Source organism: Nonomuraea sp. NPDC049419, from assembly GCF_040676995.1.
Classification (GTDB): Bacteria; Actinomycetota; Actinomycetes; order Streptosporangiales; family Streptosporangiaceae; genus Nonomuraea; species Nonomuraea salmonea.
The window spans coordinates 171,893-194,418 of record NZ_JBFAQB010000006.1; the positions used below are offsets into that span (position 1 = coordinate 171,893).

Annotated in this window: 16 protein-coding genes; 7 read left to right on the forward strand and 9 right to left on the reverse strand. The window is 72.2% G+C overall.

Going from position 1 to position 22,526, the window contains the following annotated elements:
• Nucleotides 1-57: 57 nt before the first annotated feature.
• From AB0K12_RS20490 to AB0K12_RS20500, 3 genes are read right to left on the reverse strand one after another with little or no spacing between them, the layout of a single operon-like run.
• Nucleotides 58-222: a hypothetical protein gene (locus AB0K12_RS20490; RefSeq protein ID WP_364563174.1), complete on the reverse strand. Its 165-nt coding sequence runs from the start codon at nucleotides 220-222 to the stop codon at nucleotides 58-60.
• 17 nt (nucleotides 223-239) lie between these two features.
• Entirely contained in the window at nucleotides 240-452 is a 213-nt protein-coding gene (locus AB0K12_RS20495) for a hypothetical protein (protein WP_364563177.1), read from the reverse strand.
• Nucleotides 449-676, reverse strand: a complete 228-nt coding sequence (locus AB0K12_RS20500; RefSeq protein WP_364563180.1) for a hypothetical protein — start codon at nucleotides 674-676, stop codon at nucleotides 449-451. Before AB0K12_RS20500 ends, AB0K12_RS20495 begins: the two co-directional genes overlap by 4 nt.
• 384 nt (nucleotides 677-1,060) lie before the next feature.
• Between AB0K12_RS20500 and AB0K12_RS20505 the strand changes: the two genes are divergently transcribed.
• Nucleotides 1,061-3,145: a SpoIIE family protein phosphatase gene (locus AB0K12_RS20505; RefSeq protein ID WP_364563183.1), complete on the forward strand. Its 2,085-nt coding sequence runs from the start codon at nucleotides 1,061-1,063 to the stop codon at nucleotides 3,143-3,145.
• Between the two features lie 40 nt (nucleotides 3,146-3,185).
• Here the strand turns inward: AB0K12_RS20505 and AB0K12_RS20510 are convergent, their stop codons facing one another.
• The 4 genes from AB0K12_RS20510 to AB0K12_RS20525 all read right to left on the reverse strand — a co-directional run bounded on the left by AB0K12_RS20510 (nucleotide 3,186) and on the right by AB0K12_RS20525 (nucleotide 7,318).
• On the reverse strand, nucleotides 3,186-3,410 hold the full coding sequence (locus AB0K12_RS20510) for a hypothetical protein (protein WP_364563186.1): 225 nt from the start codon (nucleotides 3,408-3,410) through the stop codon (nucleotides 3,186-3,188).
• Nucleotides 3,407-3,844 carry a DUF1622 domain-containing protein gene (locus AB0K12_RS20515; RefSeq protein WP_364563189.1) on the reverse strand — a complete coding sequence of 146 codons (438 nt, stop codon included), beginning with the start codon at nucleotides 3,842-3,844 and terminating at the stop codon, nucleotides 3,407-3,409. The genes AB0K12_RS20510 and AB0K12_RS20515 overlap by 4 nt, the downstream gene beginning before the upstream one ends.
• 145 nt (nucleotides 3,845-3,989) lie before the next feature.
• Nucleotides 3,990-6,428 (reverse strand): PEP/pyruvate-binding domain-containing protein, encoded by a 2,439-nt coding sequence (locus tag AB0K12_RS20520; RefSeq protein ID WP_364563192.1) that lies wholly within the window; start codon nucleotides 6,426-6,428, stop codon nucleotides 3,990-3,992.
• A gap of 386 nt (nucleotides 6,429-6,814) precedes the next feature.
• Complete coding sequence (locus AB0K12_RS20525) at nucleotides 6,815-7,318, reverse strand: hypothetical protein (RefSeq protein ID WP_364563195.1); 504 nt, start codon at nucleotides 7,316-7,318, stop codon at nucleotides 6,815-6,817.
• 721 nt (nucleotides 7,319-8,039) lie between these two features.
• On the opposite strand from AB0K12_RS20525, the gene AB0K12_RS20530 reads away from it, so the two are divergent.
• The 4 genes from AB0K12_RS20530 to AB0K12_RS20545 are packed head-to-tail and all read left to right on the forward strand — an operon-like array spanning nucleotide 8,040 to nucleotide 9,856.
• Nucleotides 8,040-8,411: a glycine betaine ABC transporter substrate-binding protein gene (locus AB0K12_RS20530; RefSeq protein ID WP_364563198.1), complete on the forward strand. Its 372-nt coding sequence runs from the start codon at nucleotides 8,040-8,042 to the stop codon at nucleotides 8,409-8,411.
• 31 nt (nucleotides 8,412-8,442) lie between these two features.
• Nucleotides 8,443-9,234, forward strand: a complete 792-nt coding sequence (locus tag AB0K12_RS20535; RefSeq protein WP_364563201.1) for a potassium channel family protein — start codon at nucleotides 8,443-8,445, stop codon at nucleotides 9,232-9,234.
• A gap of 54 nt (nucleotides 9,235-9,288) precedes the next feature.
• Nucleotides 9,289-9,528 (forward strand): SpoIIE family protein phosphatase, encoded by a 240-nt coding sequence (locus AB0K12_RS20540; protein ID WP_364563203.1) that lies wholly within the window; start codon nucleotides 9,289-9,291, stop codon nucleotides 9,526-9,528.
• A complete protein-coding gene (locus AB0K12_RS20545) occupies nucleotides 9,479-9,856 on the forward strand; it encodes a hypothetical protein (protein WP_364563206.1) in 378 nt (125 codons plus the stop codon). The genes AB0K12_RS20540 and AB0K12_RS20545 overlap by 50 nt, the downstream gene beginning before the upstream one ends.
• Before the next feature lie 1,063 nt (nucleotides 9,857-10,919).
• On the opposite strand, the gene AB0K12_RS20550 is transcribed toward AB0K12_RS20545, so the two are convergent.
• On the reverse strand, nucleotides 10,920-11,237 hold the full coding sequence (locus tag AB0K12_RS20550; RefSeq protein WP_364563209.1) for a hypothetical protein: 318 nt from the start codon (nucleotides 11,235-11,237) through the stop codon (nucleotides 10,920-10,922).
• 207 nt (nucleotides 11,238-11,444) lie between these two features.
• On the reverse strand, nucleotides 11,445-11,744 hold the full coding sequence (locus AB0K12_RS20555) for a hypothetical protein (protein ID WP_364563212.1): 300 nt from the start codon (nucleotides 11,742-11,744) through the stop codon (nucleotides 11,445-11,447).
• A gap of 368 nt (nucleotides 11,745-12,112) precedes the next feature.
• Between AB0K12_RS20555 and AB0K12_RS20560 the strand changes: the two genes are divergently transcribed.
• Together AB0K12_RS20560 and AB0K12_RS20565 are read left to right on the forward strand one after the other, a co-directional pair.
• Nucleotides 12,113-15,976, forward strand: a complete 3,864-nt coding sequence (locus AB0K12_RS20560) for an amino acid adenylation domain-containing protein (RefSeq protein ID WP_364563215.1) — start codon at nucleotides 12,113-12,115, stop codon at nucleotides 15,974-15,976.
• Nucleotides 15,973-22,500: an SDR family NAD(P)-dependent oxidoreductase gene (locus AB0K12_RS20565; protein ID WP_364563217.1), complete on the forward strand. Its 6,528-nt coding sequence runs from the start codon at nucleotides 15,973-15,975 to the stop codon at nucleotides 22,498-22,500. Before AB0K12_RS20560 ends, AB0K12_RS20565 begins: the two co-directional genes overlap by 4 nt.
• The last annotated feature ends 26 nt before the right edge of the window (nucleotides 22,501-22,526 follow it).

The following is a 22,526-nucleotide window of genomic DNA, read 5'->3' on the forward strand; positions in this document are numbered from 1 at the left end:
GCCGCACCGGCGAAGGGGGGTCGCGCGATCGCCGTGCCCGCACGCGGACGTGCCGGGCTATGACCGCAGGCGGCTGAGGAGGGCGGACAGCAGGGTGGGGCCCTCATGCGGGCCGAGATGCCCCAGGCCCGGCACGGCGACGACGTCGGTGCCCAGCAGAGCCCGGGCCGGCCTGGCGATGCGGGACGGCGGGTGCAAGTGATCCTCGGTTCCGGTGGCCACGACCACCGGGTGCCTGCTCAGCGGCGGACGACGGGGCCGGGCAGCGGCGTGGGCACCAGGCTGGTCTCCAGCGTGCGCAGATGGTGCTCCGTCGTCCAGGAGTCCAGCCGGTCCTGGCACCAGTCGCGGACGAGCGCCGCCCGGCGGATGAGGTGTAGATGGCTGGGGAAGCCAACGGGACTGCCTTTCCAGCGGGGAGTCAGATCGCCGACCAGGCTTCCCCGGCTCACCGGCCACGCGGGACCGCTCGCCGGCGGCGTGCCCGTGACGTCCCGCCACCCTGGCAAAGATCGCGGAGGGGGCCGCCGTCGGTCATGGCGGTCCAGAACGTCTCGGCGTCGGGATGGCTGATCGGGGGCGAGACGTCCTCGTCGCGCTCGACCACCGCGCCCGCCTCGGCGAGCCGTCCGGCCGGTCGCGGCTGCTCGGTGTCGTCGCACGGAGTGCCGATCACCTGGTCAACGAGGGTGCCGAGCAGTTCGAACGGACCTTCGGGTTCCGTGCGCGGCGGCCAGTACACCACCGAGAGCCGCCCGCGCGGCACCGGCGTACGGCTTGAAAACGTTGTCGACCCGGTTCACCGGGACATGTCTGATGCCATGAAGGTCACCCCCTCCCCTTCACCGGTCGACGGCGCAAGGATGACCGCACGCCAACCCTCTCCTGACCCGAGCCCCGCCACCCAAGTCCCTCGCCAGCAGGTTCTTAGGGATTTCTCGACATAGGCAGGTGTAGCGTGGGGCGCATGGAGTGGACGAAACGGCTGTCGAGCTGCTCCTGCGGTGACCGGGCGCGCTGTGCCGGGATCGCGAGGTGAGTCCTCAAACCAGGGAGCGCCATGGAATCGTCTCGCCTGGACGATCTGCTGACCGAGGCCGTGTTCAGCGCCGGGGCCCATTTCGGCGTCCTATACATCCTTGACGCCGACCGCCGGACCCTGCAGCTGGAGGCGGCGCTAGGTGTTCCCGCCGCGCTCGCCCGGACATGGTCCAGAATCAAGACGAACGATTGTGTGATGGTCGCGGTCGCGGTGCGGGAGCGGCGGCTGATCTGGCTCAGCGACCACGTGGCCATGGCCCGCAGCTTCCCGGCGGTGGCTCTGCAACTGCCGTACCACTTCGCGGTGGCCTGCTCACCGGTCAGCTCCGGAGGAGCCGTCTGGGGAGGGTTCGTCCTGGGGTGGCCCGCGACAGGCGAATCCGAGCTCACCCAGCGCCGGCGCGACGTCATCGACGGCATCGGCGCCAGAATGGGCGACCTGCTCCGCCGGGCGAGCGAGCGTGGCAGGCCGATCATCGCAGGCCCCCGGCCCCGGATCCTGGACCCGGTTCGCGCTCACAGGCCGCCGCCGCACGCCGGCCGGACGGCGCTGGCTTGTCTCAACGGCCTGCCCGAGGGCTACTGTCACCTGGACGCGCATGGGCGGGTGACGCTGGTCACCACGCCCGCCGCGGAAATACTGGCCGTGCAACCGTCGGAGATGGTCGGGCAACGCCTGTGCCAGGCACTGCCCTGGCTGGACGACCCCGTCTATGAAGACTGCTACCGTGCCGCCGTCGTCAGCCACCAGGCCACGCACTTCAGCGCCCGGCACCCCGACGGGCGGCAGCTGTCGTTTCACTGCTATCCGAGCGTACCTGGCATAACCCTCCGGATCACGCCCGCCACGTCCGGTCCTCCCGTGGTCGATGCCGAGCGGCGTGCGCGAGTGATCGGGCTGCACGACATGCTGCACCTGGCGACCTGCCTGGCACGGGCCATGACCCCGCAGGACGTGGTCGACCTGGTGGCCGACCACGTCATGCCGGTGAGCGACGCCCGGGCGATGGCCATCCTCACCTGGGACGGCGGCCGTATGCGCGTGCTCGCCTCACGCGGCTACAGCCGCCGGGGCCTGGAGGGGTTCCACGGCCGCCCAGTAGTCCGGCCGGTCCGCTGGACACGCGGCTACGACGAGGGCAGAGTCGCGTTCTACCCGAACTGGGAGGAGTTCCGTCGCACCTACCCCGACGCCATCCGGATCGACGACATGGGCGCTTGGGCGCTGCTGCCGCTGGTCGCCCAGGGGCGGTCCATCGGCACGTGCGTCCTGGCCTACGACCGTCCCCATCAGTTCAGCGACGGCGAGCGGGCCATGCTCACCTCGCTCGGCGGACTGATCACCCAGGCGTTCGAACGTGCCTGGCTCTATGACACCAGGCACCAGCTCGCCCAGAGCCTGCAGGCAAGCCTGCTGCCGCAGCATCTCCCCGAGATCCCCGGTCTGGACGTGGCCGCGCGGTATGTGCCCGCCACCCCCGGCATGGACATCGGCGGCGACTTCTACGACCTGATCCGCCTCAGCGACACCGAGGTCGCGGCCGTCATCGGGGATGTGGAAGGTCATGACATGACCGCCGCCGCGCTCATGGGCCAGGTGCGCACCATCATCCACGCGCACGCCGCCGCCGGAGCCGACTGCGGAGAGGTGCTCACGCACACCAACCGCCTGATGACCGAGCTCGCCCCAGCACGCTTCACGAGCTGCCTCTACCTCACGCTCGACCTCAAAGAGCACACCGCGTGCCTGGCCAGCGCCGGACACCCTCCGCCCCTGCTCAGCCACCCGGGCATTCCCACCCAGGCCATCGACACGGCACCCGCCCTGCTCCTCGGCATCGACCCCGATGCACAGTACGCCACCACGGACCTGCAGCTTCCGCCCGGCTCGATGCTGACCCTCTACACCGACGGCCTCATCGAGAAGCCCGGAAGCGACCTGGGTGACTCCATCGCCGCCCTGGCCGCCCGTTTCACCCCCGCACCTGGCCAGTCCGCGGACACGCTGGCGGATTCGCTCGTCGACTCGACGGCGAACGAGCAGCGTACGGACGACACCGCCCTCCTTCTCCTGCGAAACCGCTGCGAAGCGCCTGCCGTGTGATCGTGCACGGGCAGGAGCTCAACCCATCGCGAGGACCCGATCAGCACGGCGCAGGAGGTGGAAGGAGGAGTAGGCCGCGCCGTATCCGTCCGGCCAGGACCAGCCGGACACGTTCGGCCATGTCGTGGATCGGCTCGACGTCGTGGTCAGGAGTGGACGACAGGATCTCGGCGACGATGTGGCCCACCTGGCGTTCGATCTCCTCGCGCTGCTCATCGTCCCGGACGGCCGGCCGGTGAGCACGGCGCCAGGATCGCCACCTCATGTCTGCCTCGTCCGCGCGCCCGGCGGCCCCTGCTGCCAGGGCCAGCGGCCCTCCAGCTCCACTTCCAGTGAGAAGCTGTGAAACGTGCGCACCAGGACGATCACCGCGAGGACGCCGACGCTCGCGAACGTCGGGGAGATCGCGACCGTCCGGATGATGTCCGCGGCGACGAGAAACTCGCGCTCCAGCAGCAGCGCATCGCCGCGGTGGTACGGGCCGGGTTCAAGCCCACACCCGCCAAACGGCGTCTTGCCGGCGGCGCGTCGGACGTCCACTACGCGCTCGTCAACGGGGCTCCCGCCCTTCTCTTCGTGGTCAGCGACCGGGTCGCCGGTGTCGTGACGTTCGACCTGGCCGACGGCCGGATCGCAACCGTGCGAGGGATCGCCGCGCCCGCCCGGCTGGCTCGCCTCGCCGAGACCTGGCGGCGGCATGCACGGGGAACACCGCTCATCGCGCAGTGGTGAAACGGCATCGACGGGCTTTCGCAGCGCTCAGGTGTCTGTCGCGCGGCTGTGGTCGCCACCGGTACTCGGCGTCTCCCGCATGCTGAAGTCCCGCACCACAACCTCGCCGACGTTATTCGGGTTCCACACGGACTGTCCCCGATGCGCCGTCGATGGTGATCAGCTGTCCGGTCTTGATCTCCTTCGTCGCGTCACGGACGCAGATGACGGCGGGGATCCCGTACTCGCGGGCCACTGTGGGACCGTGCGCCACAGGGGAACCGGTCTCGGTCACCAGGCCGGCCGCGGTCAGGAACAGCGGGGTCCACCCAGGATCCGTGGTGGGTGCGACCAGGATCTCCCCTGGTTCGATGCGGGCGCCGGCCGGATCGAGGATCACCCGCGCCCTGCCGGTCGCCTGCCCGGCCGCCCCGGACATACCGGTCAGCACGCCGTCCTGTGCCGGCTCGGCGGGTGCGAGCATCTCCACGTCGGTCCCGTCGGACAGCAAGGCGCCGGGGACGATGCGCCGGCGCAGTTCCCGCTCGTACTCCGCACGCCGCATCGCGGCCAGCTCCCGCCGGCCGGCCTGATCGTGGGCGGCGGCGGCCCGCGCCTCGTCCAGGGTCAGGAACATGATGTCGTCGGCGCGCTCAAGCCGGCCGCGGCCGGCCAGGTCCGCGCCGGCCAGGAGGAGCTGTCGCCGGCATGCCTGGATGGCAGGCAGCCAGGCGAACTTCGCGAGCTCCCGCAGTCCGGTGAGCTGCCGCGAGCGGCGCATGAAGAACACCGCCAGCCGGCCCCGGAGCGGACGCCTGTGCCGTGCCCGCCGTGCCAGCGTCTCGATCATCCGTTCCGCCTTGGCCGCCGCCGCTTCGAACCGCACATCAGGCGCCTGCGCAGGATCAGCGACGCGCAGGTAGTTGGCGATCGTGGCGAACAGCGGCGCCGGGTCCTCGTCCCAGCGCGGTACGCCGACGTCGATCTCGGCCGCCGCACGCATGCCGTACGAGGCCAGGAAGCCGGCCAGCCCGATGTCGGGAAGCTCACCGGCGAAGTATTTCGCGGCGAGGTCCTCCGGCGGGGTGAGGAGGAAGAGGTCGCGGTGCTCGCGCGCCGTCACCGCCAGGTCCCACAGTTTGAGGTCCATCTGCGTGGTCACGTTGTGGGGCATGCCGCCGAGGACGGTGTCGAGCTCCTCGTCCGTGGCGATGCCCTTGAGCAACGCGGCGGGGAGCGTCCCGACGATCATGCCGGTCGCCAGCGGCCACATGATCCCGCGCATGTCGATGCTCATGACCGCCTTGTGGGAGTCCTCGGCGACCCAGCGCAGCCGTTCGGCGGCCGTGGCGGATTCGCCCGGCGGAACGATCATCCGCTTGATCTCCGCGACGCCGCGGTAGGCGCGGGCTCGCGCGAGAGCCGGGCTGGACAGGCTCGACACTATTCCGGCCAGCCCCCCGGGCACCATCCGCAAGGCGCCCTTGAGCGCGCTGCCGAGGTGGAAGGGCAGGCCGGGACGCGGCGCGAACCGCGGGTCGTCGAGCATGCGCAGCACGGCGCCCTGCACCCTCGGCCCGTAGACCTCCAGGGAGGTTCCGATGCGTTCGCGCATGGTCCTGCTGCGCAGGAAGTCGGTCACGTCGAAGTAGAGCCGGCCGCCGATCGACACCAATCGGGGCAACGGGTCACGCCGGTCGATCTTGGCGCCCGCTGCCTGGAACCACATGCTTCCGCCGGTCTTGAGCAGCGACACGCCCATCGGAGTGCACGGGCGGAGCATGCCCTGAACGTGGCCGAACTCCAGGTACAGCCGGGTGTCGCCGGTGTCGGGCGGCTGCGGGAAGAGCGTGGTGATCGGCCGGGACTGCAGCAGCCACAGCGCGCCCTCGGCGTCGATCGCCCATTCGACGTCCTGCGGCGAGCCGAAACGCTCCTCCAGCCGCTCCCCGGCTGCGCGCAGCTCGCCTAACTGCTCCGCGCTCAGACAACCCCCGGGTTTCGGTACGGCCGGCGTCCGCCGGTCGAGCACGTAGTGGTCGGGCACGACGGTGCCGTCCACGACGGCGGTGCCCAGGGCCGGCGCGGCGTCGATGACCATCTCGGTGCGGCAGCCGGTGATGGGGTTGGCGGTGAACAGCACCCCGGCCGCGACCGGGTCGATCATCCGCTGCACCACCACCGCCATGGCCGCCTCGTCGATGCCGGCGGCGTCCCGGTAGGCGACGGCCCGCTCGGTGAGCAGGGAGTCCCAGCAGCGGCGGATCGCGTCAACCAGCTCCGCCGTCCCCTTGACGTTGAGGTAGGTGTCGTGCTGACCGGCGAAGCTGGCGTCCGGCAGGTCCTCGGCGGTGGCGCTGGAGCGGACCGCCACCCGCCCGCCGCCGAGCCGCTCGTACGCCTCGACCAGCTCTCTTTCTGGCAGCTGCCCCGACCGGTGGGACTCGACGGTCAGGCAGAAGCCGCCGGGAACGCGCTCCCCCGCCCTGATCAGCTCCCCGAGCCCGGCGGCCTTACCGCCCACCAGGCCGAGCATGGAGCCATCGATGTCAGGCAGCTGCACCAGTTTCATCGTGCCTTCTCCCACGGTCGGCATCATTCACAACGATGCCGACCAGGCTTCCCGGCGCTCCGTCCCGGACGTTAGCACCGCCGAAGCCCGCACACCAGAGCGTTTGCCGCGCCACCGCATCGGAAGCACCGTCGCCTCACCCAGATGGGCTGTTCCTTATGGCTTCCAAGCAGCCCGGACGGGCGGAAGGGCGACCTGACGGTCATCCCTTCCTGCCCGCCTCTCCGATCGGGGGTGGAGGTGAAATGCGTCCTGCACCCGTCGGCAAGCGCAACCGGCAGCCGGCACAGCGGCGAACGCGGCCAGGCAAGAGTGCGGCGACCGTCCATGACCTCGTCTTGTTCGTTGCGTTGGGCAAGGGTTTCATGATGAGCACTTCGTCCGCCTCATCTCCCGCACGGCTGTCGCGCCCCGCAAGAGACCGCGCTTCGCCGCGGGCCCGCCAGAGCGACGAGCAAGAGGATCAGGGCACTGCTCAGCAGCACGGAGCCGCCGACCTGCCCCTGCGCCCAGCGCAGCCGCCAATGCCGCCAGTCCCCGGGGACGGACTGCGGCGTCCAGCTGGCGAACACCCCGTTCACGGGATGCACCACCACGAGCCACAGCACGAATGCGGCGATCACCAGCGCGGCGGCGAGGACGGTCGGGCAGAACCGGTTCATGCCCCGCTCCGCGATGGCCAGCGCGGTGGCCGCGATCACGGCTAGCGCCTCCACCAACCCGCTCGCATACGTGAGACGCGGGTACAGGCGGTCGTTCAGGTGTACGCGAAGCGTGGTGTCGAAGGCCAGCCCGACGGGCATCTCGAGCAGGCGCGCGAAGGTGAGGCCGAGGGTGGCCGCGACGAGGCCGACCGCGGCGATCCACAGTGCGCGGAGCCTCCACGACACGACAGCGTCCCTTCCTCATCGCACCCGTTCCTGCCGCGCGCCCACAGCGGCTGGGGGCACGCCGAATGACCATTCGATCCGGATATGTGCCGATATGCCAAGAAAATGTTGCATACTGCAACGAATCCGTGATGCGATGAGGCCGCCCGCTCACCAGCGACATCCGAACCTGCACACCTGCTGGGGCGACGAGCCCGTGAGGACGGAACCGACTGCAGGCACACCACCATGGAGCGGCTCAGCCAGCGCGAACAGCCGCCAGCCCAGCCGGTACCGGCGGGTGAGCGGGTCGCGTTGCGCCATGCCCTCGAGTTCGAGCGCCGCAGCGCCCGCGACACCTGACTCTTCTCCCTGCCGAGCCGCTCGGCGATCCAGCTGACACCGGACCCGCCGGCGACACCGGCGCATTCTCGCTCTTCCCCTGTCCGTTCATAACGAAAGCGTTGCACTCATGTTGCGCTAGCTGCACTCAGTTTTGCGCTCATCGCAACAGGTCGCATACGTTTGCGAATCCATGCAAGCGGAGGCGAGGGTGGTCACTCAAACTCAACCGCATGCCCGTCACCATCGTCGGCGGCGTGCTCACCGCGTGCATCGCGTTCCTCATCGACTGGCTCGGCGGTCTGGCCGAGCACGCGCTCAAACCACGCGGCATGTGATCCCGCCCCCGCACATCCCCCCCGTTTCGTCAGGCAGTTCCCCCACGCAACCCCCACACGAGGTGTTTCTGACATGCGTTTCCGTCCCCAAGCTGCTCGACACCGGCGTCGTCTACACCGAGACCGACAAGGGGCAGACCTGCAACTTCGGTGAGGTGTTCACCACCGACGGCCGGATCGCCGCGCTCGGGCTCACCGTGCTGGAGGACGACAAGAAGTTCTTCCCGATCTACAACGCCGCGGTGACCGTGCGGCAGGAGACCTTCGAGAAGCACCCGGCACTGGAGAAGGTGCTCCAGCCCGTCATCGACAAGCTCGACGACGCCACCATGCAGCAGCTCAACGCACAGGTGGACGTCGAGGGCAAGGAGCCGGACAAGGTCAGCGAGGAGTGGCTGAGCAAGGAGGGCTTCCTGAGCTCGTCCGCCGCCTGACAGCCCGCCTGCCCGCACCCTGAGGACGAGGATGGAACAGCCCCGCACAGCACCAGCACCCCCGCCATCACGGCGCCTGCACGCCTGGGAACGCCGGACCGATCCCGTGCTGCTCGGCGTCGGCCTGCTGTTCCTGGCCAGCTGGGCACTTCCCATCGTGCTGCCCGAGCTGCCGGAGAACGCCGACCGATGGATGGAACGCGCCCAGCAGACGGCCTGGGCGCTGTTCGCCGCCGACTACGCCATCAGGGTGTGGCTGTCCGACCGGCGCGGGCACTTCATCGCCACCCACATCCCCGCGTTGCTGGTCGTCCTGCTGCCGCTGCTACGGCCGCTGGCCGTGCTGCGCTCGCTGCTGCTGCTCACCGCGCTGATGCGCCGGGTCACGCTGCCGCTACGCATGCGGGTGACCGTGTACGTCAGCGGCTGGGCCTGCTTCCTGGCCCTGGTCGGCGCCATCGCGGTGCTGGACGCCGAACGCCGCTCCGCCGAGCCGACGATCGTCACCCTGTCCGACGCCCTGTGGTGGTCACTGACGACGATGACGACGGTGGGCTACGGAGATCTGTATCCGACGACGCTGGAGGGCCGGCTGATCGCGGCGACGTTGATGCTTTCAGGCATCGCGCTGCTCGGCGTCGTCACCGCCTCGATCGCCGCCTGGTTCGTCGAACGCTTCCAGCAGACCTCGGCCGCGGAGACGCGCAACGAGGCCGACCTCCGACTCGTCCTGGCCGAACTGCGGGAGGTGCGCGACCGGCTGGACGAGATCACCCGGCGACAGGACGACGACGTGAGCGGCGCCACGGCCCCGGACCGGTGAGCCGGGGCGAGGATCGGCGGCGACCTGTACGAGGTCGTCATCACGCCCCACGGGGTGCGACTGCTCGTCGGGGACGTCCAGGGCAAGGGGCTCGACGCGGTCGAGACCGCCACCTGGGTGCTCGGCGCCTTCCGCGAGGCCGCCTACGATGAACCCGCGCTCGACGACGTGAGCGAGCGACTGAAGTCGAGCCTGTCCCGGCACCTGAGCGGAGAGAAGTTCGTGACCGCGATCATCGCTGCTCATGGTGTCCGGCCTGTCGATGGCCGCCGGCACCGCCCTGGCGCTCGGTGACGCCGCCCGTGCGGGGGCGGCGGCCGCCGCCGTGATCGCCCGCACCCCGGAGATCCTCTTCCTTCTGGGGGTCGCCGCCACACTGTTCGGGCTCGCGCCCAGGGCCGTCCCCCTGACATGGGCCGTGCTCGCCCTCGGCGTCGTCGTACGCTTCTGGGGCGCGGACCTGCCGGGCTGGGCTCGAGGGCTGTCCCCGTTCGACCACATCCCCCGGTTGCCGGTCGAGGACTTCCGCCTCGCCCCGCTGGTGATGCTCACCGCGCTCGCGGCGGGCCTGCTTCTCATCGGCCTGTACGGCTTCCGCAGCCGCGATCTGAAGGGCACATAGGCCCCAACTGGGCCATCTCTATGTCTGGAGCATGGACAAGGCGAAGCCCGTCTCCGGCACCTGGCGGCCTGGACGGGCGGCGGTGATCGTGCCGACGGTCGTCACGGCCTTGGCGCCCTTTGGGCGACGAGTGTTCCAGGTGGGTACCTGGTGTGGCTGGCGTTGATCGCCAAGGCCTCCGCGCCTGCAGGAGACGATGGCTGAGCTCACCCGCGCCGCCCAGGCGCTGCACCTGGAAGCGCACAGAGCGGCCGGCCTGCCGGCGACCCGGCGGAGCGCCGCCATGGTCACGATGTGCGTGAACAGCGCGCTGACGTACCCTGCTCACCCAACCGCCCGAAACGCTCACGGCGTACGGCCTCGACGACCTCGACGCGTTCCTGACCGACCTCATCGACACCGTGTATCCCCCAGCAGGCCGATGACTCCGCTCGACGACACGAAGACCTGAACGACTCCACTGGAAACCGTCCGGACCAAGGTCTCACTCAAGAGCACCGACGAGAACCCCGACCGGGTCGCCGCCGTACGCGCTCATCTGGGCCTACCTGCGCAGCGGGCTCCACCCCGAAGACCCGGCGTGGACGCGGGCCACCGCGGCGCTCGCCGCCGGCATCCCGCCCATCGGACGCGTCTAATCGAAGTAGGCCCCGCGTCATCGGCCAGGCGGAGCGTCAGGTACGCCTTCGCCGGGGGCGGCCCGTGGAGGAGTCCTCGGCGTACGGGGACGAGCGCACGCAGGAGGTCCGTCAGCGCGGGCTGGATGCGGGTGACGGCCCGCAGAGAGGATCACGGCGAGAAGCGTGGTGATCACGCCGCCGCGGGCCACACCTCGGCGGCGATGGCGTCCGGGACGCCCGCCCCATCGGAGCAGCGCAGATCAAGAAGCGCCTGTGCGCCGAAACGGGCCCGCTGTCCCCCGCGGACCGGGACAGGTACATCCCTGGATTTGAGCGCGCCCGGCCCCGCCCGGCCGGGTGTGCGGCCTATTTCCGGCGCATTTCAGCGTTGCGCTCATGGACGCGATGAAAGCTATTTATCGCGTCCATGAGCCGGTGGCGGATCAAAGCGTTTGATATCCGACCGAGATCGGCCACGAAGTGCTGCTGCATTTAGCGTTTGATTTGACGGAATTGGCGACCCATGGGCCGTACAGCGTGGTGTAGCCACCGCTGCTGTTCTGGCAGAAGAGCACGACCCGTGTCTGCGTCACTCCAGTGCCGCTGCACAGCGCCCAGCCGGTGCCGCCGGGAGTGCCGATCTGCGCGTCCGTGCTGCAGGTCGCCGCCTGAGCGGGGGAAGCCGGCGAAAGGAGAGTCGTCGCGGCGGCGATCCCGGCCGCGGCGGCCGCCGAAACGGCGAATTTCTTGATGCGACCCATCAACTACCTCCTGCGGTGTCGATCAGCACCGCTTGATGATAGCCACGGCATTGACGGATGGCCATAGGGAATGGCATCGGGTTTTGCGGGCATTTTTACGGGCCGGCCGCAGGGGGATTGGTTCATGGTCCGGAAAAGAAATGGTCCGTCAGTGAGGCGTTTTTGATGCCCGGCGGGCCTCCCGGTCGGGAGGCCCGCCGCGCCGGCTCACCTCCGGATGTAGAGGCGGTGGAGCGGCCCCACCAGGATCTTGTTGCACTTGTAGTCCTTCGCGTAGCCGACGGCCTTGTAGTAGCGCCCCGCGACCTGGCACGCCTGCTTGACGGCGAACACTCCCATGAAGTGCCACTTCGCCGCTGCGGTCGAAGCAGCGGCGAGGGAGGCGGAGGCGCTGCTCGTGACGGCAGGGCTTGCCTGGGCGGAGGCCGCCGAGATGCCCGCCACGCCCGGCGCCAGCGAGACCGCCGCGGCTGCGGCGAGTGCGGCCATGGTCATACGAACCCGCATGACGATCGCTTCCTCTCCTGAGATGGATGAACACCTTGTCTGACCTTGCGGAACCGACGGTAAGGCGGGGCATGTGGAGGACTCGTTGAGGATGTGTTGACTCAGGTACGGCGGTCCCAGCCGCGCTCGCGCCCTCGGCGGCCAGGAGGTGCGAGGCGCTCACCTGCGCGAGGCCGCGACGGCGCTCCGGTCGAGGAGGTGCCGCTCACGCTGCGCAGCGGCCCCGAAGCCGACATTTCTCCTCCAAACAGGCCGATAGCGAGCACAGGCTCTAGAGGCGGACAAAAGAACATGATAATGATTATCACTGCACATCTGAGTGAGACTGTGCTGCTCTTGGCCGTCGTGCGTATATCTGGAGGAGACCCATGCCGGAAGCGCCCCCCTCCCCCGTATCCGTTGAGGACGTCACGGATCTCGTCGCAGAGGTCCTTGGGCTCCCTGCCGCGGAAGTGGCCGCCGACACCGCGCTGACCACGTTGGGATTGGAGTCGTTCACAGCCGTCCGGCTGCGTCGACGGCTCCGCGATCTCGGCCTCGACCTGCCGATGACGGCCTTTCTCGGCGCCGCGACGGTCCGCACCGTCGCGGCCGGCACGGCCGACCCGGAAGGAACGACCGGAGAGGAGGGCTTCCCCCTCACCCCCTTGCAGACCGCCTACTGGATCGGCAGGGATCCGGCCTTCCCGCTGGGTGGCGTCGCCACGTACTACTACCGGGAGTACGAGCGCGAGACAGGCGATCCCGAGGCCGATCTGGCGAACCTGACGCGGGCATGGAACCGGCTGGTGCGACGCCATCCCATGTTGCGGATGATCGTCGACCGGCAGGGCCGCCAGCACATCCTGCCGGACGCCGGCCCGTACGAGATCGCCGTCGAGGACCTGCGCGGGGCAGGGACGGACGAGGTGCGCGAGCGCGTGCGCCGGCTGCGCCACGAATGTTCCCACCAGCTGCGCCCCGCCGACCGGTGGCCCCTGTTCGACGTCCGGGCGGCCTTCCTGCCCGGCGGCCGCACCCGGATCTTCTTCGGTACCGACATCCTCGCCTTGGACATGAGCGGGTGGATGCAGATCATGTCCGAATGGGGACGGCTCGTCGCCGATCCCGGCACCGAACTGCCCTCCATACCGACGACCTTCGCCGAGGTCGTCCGCCACCGGCAGGCCGATCCCGGTGAGGCGCGACGACGGGAACGCGACCTGGAGTATTGGAGGGACCGGGCCGCGTCGCTGCCGCCCGGCCCGCGCCTGCCGTGGGCCAAGGACCTGGCGCACGTGCACGCTCACCGGTTCCATCGCACGTACGCCGAGCTGGACAGCGGTGAATGGCAGGCGCTGAAGGAACAGGCGGCACGGCGCGGGCTGAGCCCCACCGGGGTGCTGCTCGCCGCGTTCGGGCTGGTGCTGGCCCGCTGGGGCGCCGACGAGGCGTTCTGCCTGAACACCACGCTGTTCGACCGCCCCGACGACCCCGAGCTGGCACACGTCGTCGGCGACTTCACCACCACGGTCCTCGTCGAGCTCCCGCGGGCGGACCTGCGGCACTGGAAGGGGTTCGAGGACTTCGCGGCTCAGGTCAACCGGCGTTTCTGGACCGATCTGGAGCACCGTGCCGTCTCGGCCGTCGAGGTGATGCGTGCGGCCGCGACGCCGGCCCGGCTCACCCCCGACCATCCAGTGGTCTTCACCAGTGGCATCGGCCTGGCGCCGGAGGACTCGCCGGCGAGCTGGCTGGGCGAGGAGGTCTTCGGTGTCTCCCAGACTCCTCAGGTGGCTCTGGACCACATCGTCCACGACGAGGACGGAAGGCTGCGCATCTGCTGGGACGCGGTCGAGGGGCTGTTCGCCGACGGGTTCGTCGAAGGCATGCGCGACGCGCACCACCGGCTGCTGCGCCGGCTGGCCGCCGAGCCCGGCGCCTGGCGCGACGCCGCCCTCGGCTGGGATCCGTCGTTCCTGGCCGACGAGCCGCTGAACGGCCGCTCGGACGTGGGTCCCCTCCTGACCGATCCCCTGCGCGCCGTGGCCGGCGCCATGCCCGACCGGCACGCGCTGCTCGCCGCGGGCGGCGACCTCACCCATGGGGAGCTGGCCGGGCGGGCGGAACGCATCGGCGCCGTCCTTGCCTCCCTGGGCGCCGGCCCCGGCGATCTCGTCGCGGTCGCCTTCCCCCAGAGCGTCGACCAGGTGACCGCCCTGCTCGGTGTCTGCGCGAGCGGCGCGGGATACGTGCCGGTCGAACCGGCCTGGCCGCGGGAGCGGATCGCCTCCGTCTGCGAGCAGGCCGGCATCCGCCACGCGCTGGTGCCCCCGGATGGCGGGCCTGCCGCCTGGCCCGGCACGGTGAGCGTGCACCGGCTGCCCGACCTGGAGAAGGAGGAGCCGTCGGCACCGGTCCGCCGGCCGAGCCCGGACGACCTCGCTTACGTGATCTTCACGTCCGGTTCGACCGGGCGGCCCAAGGGCGTGGGCATCCAGCACAGGGCCGCGCGCACGACGATCGACGCGATGAGCGAGAGGTTCCCCGTCGGCCCCGAGGACCGCGTGCTGGCGCTGTCGGCCTTCAGCTTCGACCTGTCCGTCCACGACTTCTTCGGGATGATGGGCGCCGGCGCCGCGCTCGTCCTGCCGGACGCCGCCCGCGGGCGCGACCCCGGCCACTGGCTCGACCTCATGGAACGCCATCGGGTGACGGTGTGGAACACCGCCCCGGCGCTGATGGAGATGCTGGTCGAGTACGCCGAGATCGACCCGGACCGGGCCCGGCCGGCGCTCGCGTCGCTCCGGCTGGTCCTGCTGTCGGGGGACTGGATCCCGGTCACCCTGCCGGGCCGCATCCGCGCCCTGGCGCCGGACGCCCAGGTGATCAGCCTGGGCGGTGCCACGGAGGCGTCGATCTGGTCGATCTGCCACCCGATCGGCGAGGTGTCTCCGTCCTGGGCGAGCATCCCGTACGGCCGCGCGCTGCCCGGCCAGAGTTTCCACATCCTGGACGACCAAGGGCGCCCGTGCCCGGTGGGACGAGCCGGTGAGCTGCACATCGGCGGGGACGGGCTGGCGCGCGGCTACGTCGGTGACCCGCGGCAGACCGACGAGCGCTTCATCACCGACGCGATCCTGCGCCGGCGCCTGTACCGCACGGGTGACCTGGGACGCTGGCGCTTCGACGGCACCATCGAGTTCCTGGGCCGGATGGACCGCCAGGTCAAGATCCGCGGGCATCGGATCGAGCTGGGCGAGGTGGAGTCGGTGCTGCGCCGCGTCCAGGGCGTTCAGCACGCGGTGGCGCTGTCGGTGCGCGGCCCGGACGACCGGCCACGGCTGGTGGCGTACGTGGCCGCGGCCGATCCCGCACGGCCGCCCGCCGACGAGGAGATCGCCGCCCGGCTTCGGGAGCGCCTGCCCGACTACATGGTGCCCAGCCGGTTCGTGCTGGTGGACGAGTTCCCCCTCACCGACAACGGCAAGATCGACTACAAGGCGCTGCCGAACCCTTACCGGCGCCAGGCGGCCGCTCCGCCCGCGCCCGCGCCGGCGGCTCCTGAGCCGGATTTCGTGGCGCTGATCCGGGAGGCGGTCGAGGACGGCTTGGAGATCACCGTGCGGATCGCCGCCGGAACGCTGTCCCCGGCGCGCGCCATGGCCGCGGCCGGAGGCTGGGCGGAACGCCTGCGCACGGCGGCGTCCGGCGGCCTGACGCTCGGCGAGCGGCTGGCCGCCGGCGGCGCGCTGATCGAGCTGCCGGTCCTGCCCGGCACGCCGGACACGGAGGGCCCCGGCACGCCGCCCGGCCGGCCCCATCCGGCAGGACCGCAGGCCGGGGCTGCGCCCCCGTCCGGCACGCCGGCGCCGGACGCTGGAGCAGGGCTCGCGGCGCCGCCCGGCAGGCCGGCGGCGGCGCGGCCGGACGCCGAGGTGGAGCGGGTGGTGAGCCGGGTGCTGAGCGAGCTGCTCGACGGCGCGGACGTCGATCCGAGCGTGCCCTTCTTCCGGCTCGGGGCCACGTCGCTGACGCTGGTCCGCGCCCACGTGCGGCTGACCGAGCAGCTCGATCCGCGCCTGACCGTCGTGGACCTGTTCGACCACCCCACGGTCCGGGCGCTCGCGCTGCACATCACCGAACGCCGCGCGGCGGTCCCGCCTCCGGCGCCGGCCGGGAACGGCGACGCCACGCGGCGGGCCAAGGCCAGGCGACTGGCCCGGCTCAAGGCCGAGGAGGGCACCCGATGAACGCCCATGACGACCTGGTCGCCGTGACCGGCCTGGCCTGTCGTTTCCCCGGCGCGCCCGACGCGGACGCACTGTGGCGGCTGCTGGTCGAAGAGCGTGAAGGTCTGACGTGGCTCACCGACGACGAGCTGGCCGCGCGCGGGGTGCCCGGCAGGCTGCGCCGCGACCCCGCGTACGTGCCGGTGGCCGGGCTGATCGAGGGCCAGGACCTGTTCGATCCCGAGCCGTTCGGTCTCACCGACGGCGAGGCCGCGCTGATGGACCCGCAGCAGCGGCTGTTCCTGGAGATCTGCTGGCGGGCGCTCGAGCAGGCCGGGCACGGAGGCGGCCGCGGCGCCGGAGCGGTGGGGGTCTTCGCCGGGGCCGCGCAGAGCGCTTACCTGGCGGCCAACCTGTCCGGACGCTGGGACCCCACCGGCGGCGGCGAGGATCCGGGCGGCAGCCTGCAGACGGCCATCTCCACGCAGACCGACTACCTGCCCGCGCAGGTCGCCTACCGGCTTGACCTGACCGGCCCGGCGGTCTCGGTCAACACCGCCTGCTCGACGTCGCTGGTCGCGGTGCACTTCGCCGTGCAGTCTCTGCTGTCGGGTGAGTGTGACACGGCGCTGGCGGGCGGCGTCTCCCTGATCGTCCCGCAGGGCCGGGGATACCTGGCCACTCCCGACGGCATCTACTCCGAGGACGGCAAGGTGCGCCCGTTCTCCGCTGAGGGCACCGGCATCGTCTACAGCCAGGGCGTGGGCGCGGTCGTGCTGCGGCGGCTGCGTGACGCGCTGGACGACGGCGACCCGGTGCTCGCGGTCGTGCACGGATCGGCCGTCAACAACGACGGAGCGGACAAGACGGGGCTGACCGCGCCCTCGGTACGTGGCCAGGCCCGCGCCGTCGCCGAGGCCCTGGGGGTCGCCCGCGTCGACCCCCGTCAGATCGGCTACGTCGAGGCACACGGCACCGGCACCCGGCTGGGCGATCCGATCGAGGTCGCCGCGCTGCGCCAGGTGTTCGGGGACGCCGGCCCCGCCTGGTGCGGGCTGGGCTCGGTCAAGAGCAATCTCGGGCACGCCAACTCCGCGGCCGGGATCGCGTCGTTCATCAAGACGGTGCTGGCGATCCGGCAAGGCGTGCTGCCCGCCTCGCTGCATGCGGAGCCCGTCAACGAGCTGCTCGGCCTGGCGGGGTCGCCGTTCGAGGTGGTGAGCCGTACGCGCCGGTGGGACGGTCCCGAGCTGGCCGGGGTCAGCTCGTTCGGCATCGGCGGCACCAACGCGCACGTCGTCGTCGGGCCCGCGCCCGAGCGGCCCCAGCCGCCCGCCGATCACCGGCCGCACCCCGTGGTGCTGTCGGCGCACACCCCCGAGGCGCTGGAGCAGACGGTCGCCGATCTGGCCGCCTGGGCGCAGAGCACGCCCGCCCTGTCGCCGGCGGACCTGGCGTACACGCTGCAGCAGGGCCGTCGCCACCAGCGTCATCGGGTCAGCGTGGTCGCCGAGGACGGGAGCCTCGTGGCCGCGCTGCGCGATGCGGCGCCGGTCGCCGTGCCCGGCGTGCCGCCGCGGCTCGTGTTCGCCTTTCCCGGTGGCGGCAGCGCCCGTGCCGGCATGGGCGCCACCCTGTACGACGCCGAGCCGGCGTTCGCCGCGTGCGTGGACGAGTGCGCCGAGCTGTTCTCCGCCCACCTGGGCCGTGACATCCGCGGGGTCATCCGCGGCGCGGAGGACGACGTACGCGGGCCGGTGCCGGGGTTGCCGGCTCTGTTCGCGGTCAGCCTGGCGACGGCCCGGCTGCTGGAGACCTGGGGGGTACGCCCCGACGTGGTCCTCGGGCACAGCCTCGGCGAGTACACCGCGGCCGTGGTCGCCGGAGCGCTGCCGTTGCCGGACGCGGTACGGCTCGTCGCCGTCCGTTCCCTGGCCATGGCCGAAGCCGCCGGCGACGGCGCCATGCTCTCCGTGCCGCTCGGTGAGGACGAGGCCCGCGACCTGCTGCGCCGCCATCCAGACATCGACCTGGCGGCGCTGAACGCCCCCGGCGCGTGCGTGGTCTCCGGCCCGGAGCCGGCCGTGGCGGCGCTGGAGAAGACGCTGAGGGACGCCGGACACGAGCCGGCTCGGCTGCGGTTCGACGGGGCGGCGCACTCGCGGCTCGTCGAACCGGCCCTGCCCCGGCTGGAGGCGGCCGCGACGGGGCTGGTCGCCGCCAGACCGGCGGTGCCGGTGGTCAGCACGCTGACGGGGGAAGCGGTCTCCACGGAGCTGGGCACGGCAGGCCACTGGGTGCGGCAGCTCCGTGAGCCGGTGCGGTTCTCCCAGGCACTGCGCACGGCCCTGGACCCGGCCGCAGGGCCGCCGGTCGTGCTCCTTCACGTCGGGCCCGGCGGGGCGCTGGCGGCCCTGACCCGGGCCCACCGCCTGCCGCGGCTGCGGGCGGCGCTGACCACTCTCGCGGCCGACCGGGACGACAGCGATCTGGCGGCCCTGCGCGAAACGGCCGGCCGGCTGTGGACGCACGGCGTGCAGCCCGACTTCGCGGCGATGCACCACCGGCGCCGGCGGGTCGCGCTGCCGGGGCAGGCGTTCCTGCGGCGGCGGCTGTGGATCGATCCTCCCGAGCAGCCCGCCCGATCCGTCACCGCGGCGCAGGAGCCGGACGAGGACGAGCCGCTGCAGATCCCGGTCTGGACGCAGGTCGCCCCCCTCGATCCGGTGGCCGCGCCGGACGGCCGGTGGGCGGTGGCCGGCGACGACGAAGCCGAGGTCACCGCCGTGGTCGAGTCATTGTCCGCGGCCGGTGCTCAGGCGATCCCCGCGGCACGCGCGGACGAGTGTCCCGGCACCGAGTGGACGGGCGTGGTGGTGCTCGCCGGCCGGCGGACCACGCACCGCGCCGATCCCGAGGCGGTGACCGGCGGTGTGCTGACGCATGCCCGGCTGGCCGAGAGGTTCTTCACCGGAGAGCGGTCAGCCCAGGTGCTCCTGCAGGTCACCCGGGGAGCGCAGCGGGTCACCGGCGCCGACCGGCCCGATCCCGCGACCGCGGCGCTGCACGCGCTGCCCAGGGTCATCGCCCAGGAGCAGCCGGGTGTGCGCTGGCGTGTGCTGGACGTGGACGAGCACACCGACCTGGCCGAGGCGGTGCCCGCGGAACTCGCCGACCTCCTCGCCACCGAGCACTCGGGAGCCGAGCCGGCCCTGCGCGGCGGCGCACGCTGGCTGCGGGCGATCAGCCCCTGGCGGCCCGCACCGGCCCCGGACGCCTCCGCGGGCGGCACGGCGCTGATCATCGGAGGGCTCGGCGACGTCGGACTCACCACCGCCGCTCATCTGGCCCGAAAGGGGATGCGCGTGGTGGTCACCTCCCGGAGCGGGCGGCCCTCCCCCGACGACGCCGATCCCGCCGCCCGAAGCCGCGCTTCGTCCCTGCGCGCGCTGGCCGAGGAAGGACTGCCCGTCGACGTCCGGCGGCTGGACGCCGCCGACACCGAGGGCACGGCCGCGCTGCTCGCGGAGCTGTCGGCCGAAGGGCCGATCGACCTGGTCGTGCACGCGGCCGGCGTGGTGGCGACCGCCGACCTGCGCCCGCTGCGCGCGGCCGGCCCCGGCCAGGTCACGGAGCACGTGCACGCCAAGATCGCCGGAGCGCTCGCGCTGCGCGAGGCGGTCGAGCGGCTCGCGGCCGAGCGCAGGCCCCGCGACGTCGTGCTGATGTCCTCGGCGGGCACCCTCGTCGGCGGCATCGGCATGGGACCGTACTGCGCGGCCAACCGCTACCTGGACGCCCTGGCCGAAGCCGAGACCGGCACCGGTGCGACCCGATGGGTCAGCGTGGTGTGGGACGCCTGGAAGGTCGGCCCCGCCGGGACGGAGCGGACGGTGCGGCTGGCGTTCGCGCTCGGGGCCCGGACCGGGATGGCGGCGCTGGACCGGATCGTGACCCGCCGCCGCACCCGCCCGCCCGTGGTCGCGGTCTCCACCACCGGCCTGCGCGAACGCGCCGCTCAGGCCGCCTACACCCCGCCACCGCGGCAGGGCGCCGGCCCCGGGCAGGAGAGCGCGCTCAACCCCGCCGAGCGGACGGTGGCCGAGCTGTGGACGGAGCTGCTGGGCGTGCCGGTGACCTCGGCGGACGCCGACTTCTTCGCCCTCGGCGGGCACTCCCTGCTGGCCACCCGGATTCTCGCCCTGCTGCGGGAATCGCACGGGGTGCGGCTGCGGCTGCGGGACCTGATCGCCCACCCCACGGTCGGCGCGCTCGCCAGGCTGCTGACCGTCCGCGAGCCGGTCCGGCCTGCCGAGCCCGAGGTCACGGCGGCACGCGAGGAGGACACGGACGGCACCTTCCCCATGACCCGCGTCCAGCACGCCTACTGGGTGGGCCGCGAGGGCGGCTACGCGCTGGGCGACATAGCCTGCCAGTTCTACCTCGAGTACGACTGTCCCGACCTGGACCTTGCCCGCTATGAGCGCGCCTGGCGGGAGGTGATCGCCAGGCACGCGATGCTGCGCGCGATCGTCACCCGCCAGGGGCGGCTGAAGGTCCTCGACCACGTGCCTCCGTACCGGATCCGGGTGCACGACCTGAGGGACGCCGGCGCGACGGCCGCGGCCGAGCGGCTGGCCCGGCTGCGTGAGCGGATCTCCCGTGACCCGGGGCCGGCCGATCGCTGGCCGCTGGTGCAGATCCAGGCCGCCCTGCTGCCGGAGGGACGGGTACGGCTGTTCGTCGGCGTGGACGTGCTGGTCTGCGACGCCGGCAGCTATTGGATCATCGATCGGGAGGTCCGCCACTTCTACGAGCACCCGGGCACCCCGCTGCCCGAGCCGGGCATCGACTTCGCCGCCTGCGTGCGCGCCCTGGAACGGGCCCGCGCGGGCGACGACTGGCGGCGCGCCGCCGGTTACTGGCGGGCCCGGCTGGACACGCTGCCCGGCCCCGCACCGCTGCCCGTCACCGTGCCCGACGGTGCTCCGCGGTTCGTCCGCCGCACCGCGCGGCTGACGGCCGGGCAGTGGACGGAGTTCACTCGGGAGGCGGCCCGGCGCAGGCTGACCCCCGCCGCCGTCCTGCTGACCGCTTACGCCGAGACGCTGGCGACGTGGTCGGGGAGCGAGCACTTCGCCCTCACGCTCACGTTGTTCGACCGCCCGCCGATCCACCCCGACGTCGAGAGGGTCGTCGGCGACTTCACCTCGCTGCTGCTGCACGAAGTGGACCGGCGGGCCGCCGGGACGTTCGCCGAGCAGGCGGAGCGGACCCAGCACCGGCTCTTCTCCGACCTCGACCACCGCGCCTACTCGGCGCTGGACTTCCTCGCCGAACGCGCCTCCGGGCAGGGCCGCGCCGGTTCCGTGCCCGTGGTGTTCACCAGCGCCCTGGGCCTGGAGGACCTCGTCGGCGGCCGGCCCGACCTGCAGTGGGTGGGCGAGCAGGTGCACGCCCTCAGCCAGACCCCGCAGACGTGGCTGGACCACCAGGTGCTGGTGCAGCGCGAGGAACTGCTGCTGCAGTGGGATGCCGTCGCCGGGCTGCTGCCGGACGGGGAGGTGGACGAGATGTTCGCCCGGTACGCGGCCCGGGTGCGCCGCCTGGCCACCGAGCACTCGGCATGGGACGAGACCGTCGTTCCTCCGGCGCGGGGCGAGCCGGCCGCCGTGTCCGGTGGCCACGACGACATCATGGTGCCGATGCGGGAGGGCACGGGCGAGCGGACCCTGTTCCTCCTCCACCCGTCCGGCGGCGACGTGCTGTGCTACGCCGAGCTGTCGCGGCTGCTCGACGAGCGGTTCGCGATCGTCGCGCTCACCGACCCCGCGCTGGCCGGGACGCCCGCCCCGGACGACCTGCCCGGACTGGCCCGCCGCTACCGGGAGGCGATCCGGCGGCACCGCCCGCACGGGCCCTATCTGCTCGGCGGGTGGTCGATGGGCGGCAGCCTCGGCCAGGAGGTGGCCTGTCAGCTGCACGAGGACGGCGCCGCCGTCGGGCTGCTGCTGATGGTCGACTCCAACGACCCGACCTACATCACGCCGCTGCCCGGCGACGAGATGGCCGAGGCGACCGCACGGCAGCTCGGCGCGTTCGAGGCGTACCTCGGGCTCGACCTGGGCGTCGGCACGCCGGAGGAGCGTGCGGCGCTGCTCGCGGCACCTGCCGATGAGCGGTGGGAGACGGTCGCGGCGCGGCTGCGGGCGCACCGGCTCCTGGGCCGCGGCGAGGACCCCCGGGAACGGGTCGCCGTCTTCGCCCGCCACCTGCGCGGCCTGGGCGCCCACACGCCCCGGCGGCTCGCCGACCCGGCCGCGACCACCCTGCTGGTCCGGGCGGAGCGGCGGGCGTCGCGCAACTCCGGCATCGGCATGGGCGTGGACGACACCCCGCCGGACCTGCCCGACCTCGGCTGGGGCCGCCACCTGGCCGGCCCGCTGGAGATCCACGGGCTGGACACCGACCACTACGGCGTGCTGCGCCCGCCCGCCGTCACCCGGCTCGCCGAGCTGATCAACCGGGTGCTCGCCCGGCACTGACCGAACCGCACGAGAAACGGAAACCC

What these genes read in the sequence shown, in the direction of transcription:
- AB0K12_RS20565 (WP_364563217.1), top strand. Translation starts at nt 15,973, where the DNA reads ATGAACGCCCATGACGACCTGGTCGCCGTGACCGGCCTGGCCTGTCGT.
- AB0K12_RS20520 (WP_364563192.1), bottom strand. Translation starts at nt 6,428, where the DNA reads ATGAAACTGGTGCAGCTGCCTGACATCGATGGCTCCATGCTCGGCCTG.
- AB0K12_RS20535 (WP_364563201.1), top strand. Translation starts at nt 8,443, where the DNA reads ATGGAACAGCCCCGCACAGCACCAGCACCCCCGCCATCACGGCGCCTG.
- AB0K12_RS20510 (WP_364563186.1), bottom strand. Translation starts at nt 3,410, where the DNA reads ATGAGGTGGCGATCCTGGCGCCGTGCTCACCGGCCGGCCGTCCGGGAC.
- AB0K12_RS20550 (WP_364563209.1), bottom strand. Translation starts at nt 11,237, where the DNA reads ATGGGTCGCATCAAGAAATTCGCCGTTTCGGCGGCCGCCGCGGCCGGG.
- AB0K12_RS20545 (WP_364563206.1), top strand. Translation starts at nt 9,479, where the DNA reads ATGGTGTCCGGCCTGTCGATGGCCGCCGGCACCGCCCTGGCGCTCGGT.
- AB0K12_RS20560 (WP_364563215.1), top strand. Translation starts at nt 12,113, where the DNA reads ATGCCGGAAGCGCCCCCCTCCCCCGTATCCGTTGAGGACGTCACGGAT.
- AB0K12_RS20555 (WP_364563212.1), bottom strand. Translation starts at nt 11,744, where the DNA reads ATGCGGGTTCGTATGACCATGGCCGCACTCGCCGCAGCCGCGGCGGTC.
- AB0K12_RS20515 (WP_364563189.1), bottom strand. Translation starts at nt 3,844, where the DNA reads ATGCCGCCGCCAGGTCTCGGCGAGGCGAGCCAGCCGGGCGGGCGCGGC.
- AB0K12_RS20505 (WP_364563183.1), top strand. Translation starts at nt 1,061, where the DNA reads ATGGAATCGTCTCGCCTGGACGATCTGCTGACCGAGGCCGTGTTCAGC.